3 protein-coding genes are annotated in these 4,760 nt (G+C 43.2%); 1 reads left to right on the top strand and 2 read right to left on the bottom strand.

Annotated features, from left to right (window positions below; all coding sequences use genetic code 11):
• Nucleotides 1-527, top strand: a 527-nt coding sequence (locus F6K57_RS37025) for a DUF4351 domain-containing protein (protein ID WP_293073266.1), incomplete at its 5' end; no start/stop codon positions are given.
• Nucleotides 528-825: 298 nt separating this feature from the next.
• Here F6K57_RS37025 and F6K57_RS37020 read toward each other — a convergent pair.
• A complete protein-coding gene (locus tag F6K57_RS37020) occupies nt 826-3,735 on the bottom strand; it encodes a tetratricopeptide repeat protein (RefSeq protein WP_293073264.1) in 2,910 nt (969 codons plus the stop codon).
• A 282-nt stretch (nt 3,736-4,017) separates the two neighbouring features.
• Nucleotides 4,018-4,760: WD40 repeat domain-containing protein (locus tag F6K57_RS37015; protein WP_293073262.1), on the bottom strand; the 743-nt coding region annotated here is incomplete at its 5' end.

The raw sequence follows: 4,760 nt of genomic DNA, 5'->3' as shown, positions 1-4,760 counted from the left end.
AAGGAGAATATTCCATGAACCCTCGTTACCCCTATGGCAAATGGTACTTTTACGAGCAAATCCTACAAGTACCAATTTATGTGATTTTTGACCCAGCCTCCGGAAGTTTGGAAATGCGATCGCTTAACTCAGGAAGCTATACCCTCCAACAACCCGATGCTAATGGACGCTACTGGATTGAATCCATGGGTTTGTTTCTGGGAGTATGGTATGGCAAAAAATCAGAAATCACTAACTATTGGTTACGGTGGTGGGATAGCTCTGGAAATTTATTACCTTGGGGAGAGGAGAAAGTCCAACAAAGTCTACAGCAAGGCTTACAGCAAGGCTTACAGCAAGGCTTACAGCAAGGAAAACTGGAGCTAATTATGCGTCAGTTGACACGCCAGGTTGGAACAATCGAGCCTAGTCTAGAATCACTCATCAACAACTTATCTGTTGCTGATTTAGATCAATTGAGTGAAGCATTGTTCGATTTTTCCGATGGGTCGGATTTATCCAGTTGGTTAGAGGGACTTAAAGGCTAATCAGATGTAAGCATATGCGCTACGCGCACGCTACGCGAACAGCCGTCAGCTGTCAGCTGTCAGCCCTTGGCTTAAAACAAGCTATCCGGCTTAGGAGTTCAACGGACTCAAAGCCAAATACAATGAATTCCTTGGCCGAAAGGCCAAGGAACTTAGATTAAACCAATGCTTACCTCTTTTATTCAAAAGCACCTCAAGTAGCACCTCAAGTAGCGCATAAGCTGATAGCTGATAGCTGATAACTGATAGCTGATAGCTGATAGCTGATAGCTGATAGCTGATAGCTGAATGCTTACAATCAGCAACGTCTACGAATCGGCTCAACTAAATAATCATACATCAGTTGATATTGAGCTTCTGGTTTTTGCTGCCATCTCATCACTAAACCTGATTTGATCAATAGCTCTAGGACAAAATCTAAGTTGTCAGTGGATAACTGTAACTCTGCTCCTAAGTCATGTTTTGTTCGGAATGGTCGAGTGCCATGCTTATCCGTTAACAAACCCAAAATTTTCCAAGCCGCGTTTTGGTTTTCTGAACCACAATCAGAAACAACCCCTTCCAAATAGCGCTCCACAAGCTTTTCTTTTGATCCCCTTTGTCGATAAGCCGCTAAAGTAGTGATTTGCTCAGTTTGCAGCTGCACTCCCACTATCTGTAATTCAATCGGGCTTACTTCTGCCACTGGTTCATTCTTAGCTAGGTCGTTTACCAACTCATCAAGTAATGCATCCTCTAGGTAAAATTTAGCTTTAGTGGTTAGATTAGAAATAATCGATTTTGCCTCGTCTGGAGAAAAATTACCGACATAATAAAGGATACCTTTATTAAGAATATCATTATTAATGGCATCCAAATCTACCTGACGAGCGCACTTTAATAATAGGTGTAGATAATCCTCCCGTAAACACAGGATAACTTTGAGATAAGGAATATTAAGACAGTCACGGAAAAACTCAAAGAAGCGTTTTTGTTCAGCTGGCTCTCGGCAAGCAAAGAAAAACTCTTCAAATTGGTCAAAAATCAGGATGTTTATCTGGTTTTGCCGTTGATTTTTTTGCAACTGATCTAGAAGATTAGCCGTTTTAAGGTTGTTTTTATAACCTTCAACCTTTAAACCTTCAACCTTTAAACCTTCAACCTTTAAACCTTCAACCTTCAAACTTTCACTCTTCGACTCTAGGATACGTTTACCCAACTCTTTTTCCCAGTCAGTGTAAACCTTCAACCTAATCGGGACTACATCACGCTTACCAATAGGTTGCTGTTTTAGGGCGGGGATTAGCCCAGCTTCTAGTAAGGAACTCTTGCCCACTCCAGCTTGACCATAAATTACAGTTAGTTTGTGCTGGGTACTGGCAATGCGTTGCACTAGCTCTTTTACTTTGTGTTGCCAATCGGAAGCAGTCATGGCCTGAGATACGGTAGCGCTACCTTTACTCTTGGTCTGTGGTAACGGATTCTGTGGTAACGGATTCTGTGGTAACGGATTCTGTTGGGAGGATTTGAGTTTAACTGCACCGATAAAAGCAAGTAAACCATTCTGTTGTGCGATCGCAAGCCGTTCTTGTTTTAATCTAAATGCTGCTTGATATCGTTTTTGTTGCCAGTAGAGGGTTCCTAGAGTTTCCAGGATTTCCAGGTACAGTTTCGGGTCATCACCAATGCCTAACTCCCTAGCCCGTTCCAGATGGCTAATCGCTTCGGAATGTTGACCCAAGTGTTGTTGCGCTTGAGCCAGAAGTAACAGATAGCGACCAACGGGAGATTTATTTGTATATTTCTGGCTAATCTTATCTATATTGACTACTCCATTGAGGCAATATAAAGCAGAATTTTCCTGATAGCTGGAGTACTGTTGCTGTTGTTGGGCTTGGATACTTGCGGGATAATAGGAAAATTTTTTACTTCCCCCTGTTCCCCCTGTTCCATAGGCCAACAAATCTTCCCTATCCTGTGCAACACCCTGTTCTTCTGTGACTTTTGTGATAATTACATTGGCATATTGAGCGTTTGTGTAAGCCTCCTGCCAGCGGGATTTGTGTAGCGCCACTTTTGCTATAAATCCATAATCCTGAGCGATTTGAACAGGAGCAGAGTAGTTTCTGTGTAGCGCTAGAGACTTTTTAGCTAGACTTTCCAAATCCTCCCAGGCTTGCAGAGATTGCAGTATCTCACCGAGCTGATTAATAAACTTAGCCACTAAATCCGGTCGTTGCTCTTGTTCGAACACCACCAGACACTGCTCTAAATACTCCTTAGCCTTGTGCCAATTTTCTCCATAGCTAGGGTCTCCCGCTGGATATTGCTTAGCCTGATCGCAATAGCACAATCCTAGGTGAAACAGGATAACTGCTTCTCGCTCCCGAGGTGGAGGGGTAATGGGTTTACGGGATCTGAAGGTAGGCACACCAAGTCCGGGGAGAATCTCACCGTTGTTTTCGGGCTTGCTCTGGTGCTTGCGGGGTTCCTGTTGCCAGAATTCTAAACTTTTCTGATAGTGGGTGATAGCAACATCAATCTTGCCCAATCCATACGCCTCTCGACCCCAGACAAAGTTTAGACTGGCTAGCAACTGTGGTGGCAACTCGTGGTTACCACTTTCCAAATCCCGTAAGGCAAACTTAATTTCCTGACTATAACCAGCACCTAAGATAGCATCATTGGGGCAAATTTCACTGGCACCTAATTCCAAGACTTTGCTAAATAAAGAATTGGCTTTTTGTTGTAGGTTGCTAATTAGGCTTGAGGTTGGGATTTGAAACATAACCGTTGTTGCCCAACTGTGGAAATCTGGTGTGATGCGAATCAGCTTACACAGCACCTCATCGTTAATCCACAACACTAATGGAAACTGGAAATTTTTGCGAAACTCTTCTCTAACTTGGTTAGTGGCGATTAACAGTTCATCAAGGTCCGTGACTGACTCTAAACCAAACACCATCAAGGCAGCTGGCTGTTCCTCCCCGATTTCCTGTCGGAGGGTGGTGTAGAGTGTACAAGCAGATTGGTCTAGGAATACTTCCCGGATTGGGACAGAAGAAATTTTGTGTAGCTTGCGCACCACTCGCTTACGCCACTTGGCATAATTACAGTGTGCTAACATCAGCAAAAACTGTCCCTCACTAGCAGCTATTGCCCAGGCTAGTTCTTCTACAGCATCCCGGTGGTGAGTAGCTACAGGGTCGAGTAGGGGTGAGTTAGTCATGATTTTAAGGATATTGCTTATGCCAGCAAGTACTTATGCCAGCCAGTGAGGTAATTATATTATCAGCAAATTAAATTCTATCCTGGTAGCAAAATGGCAATTTTTTGTGATTTTTTTGTGATTAGTCATGATATGATTAACTTTTAAGTAGTAACACTTAAATACCTAAAACTACTACAGACTACTTAGCAATACTACTTAAAACTTATTAAAATTGCCATAGTGGTTTCCAGTCCCATTCCAGACTGCTTCTGACGGAATCAGGACTTCAGCACTGACGCACTAACGACACCAACGAAGATCCCTCTTATTTACATTAGTATTGTGCTTCAGATAATCCTGTAGCCAATCGCAAGCAAGGGACTGCAGTTGATCAGGATGTCTGATAGTCTCTAAATTCCATATAATTACTCTAGCAGATGAATCTGAAGAAGCAATAGTCTGGCCATCGGGACTAAAACTGAGGCTAACTACAGCACCATCATGGCCAGAAAAGGTTTGAGGTTGTTTACCTTTGGTGTTCCAAAGCTTGACAGTTTTGTCAGCACTAGCGGTAGCAATGGTTTCACCATCGGGGCTAAACACCACACTCCAGACGGTATTGTCATGACCTTTAAGAGTTTTTAGTTCATTACCATCACTAACATTCCAGAGTTTAACCATCTTATCCCTGGTAGCAGAGGCCAGGGTTTTACCATCGGGGCTGAAACCGACACTCAGAACCCAATCCTTATGACCATCGAGGGTTTGCAGCTCCTTGCCATCACTAACATTCCAAAGTTTGGCAGTCTTGTCTGCACTAGCCGTAGCAATAGTCTCACCATCAGGACTGAACCTGACGCTGTTGATCCAATTTTCATGACCAGTCAGAGTTCTAATCAGGATACCATTCTGATTCCAGAGTTTAACTGTTTTGTCCCTACTAGCCGTAGCGATAATTTGGCCATCGGGACTGAAAGCGATACTCCTGACCACATCCTTATGGTCAGATAGGGTGTGCAGTAACTTACCATTCTTATTCCAGA

This window comes from Moorena sp. SIO4A5 (assembly GCF_010672005.1).
GTDB lineage: Bacteria > Cyanobacteriota > Cyanobacteriia > Cyanobacteriales > Coleofasciculaceae > Moorena.
Note: the sequence above shows the minus strand (reverse complement) of the source record. Positions and strands in the feature narration are given on the sequence as shown.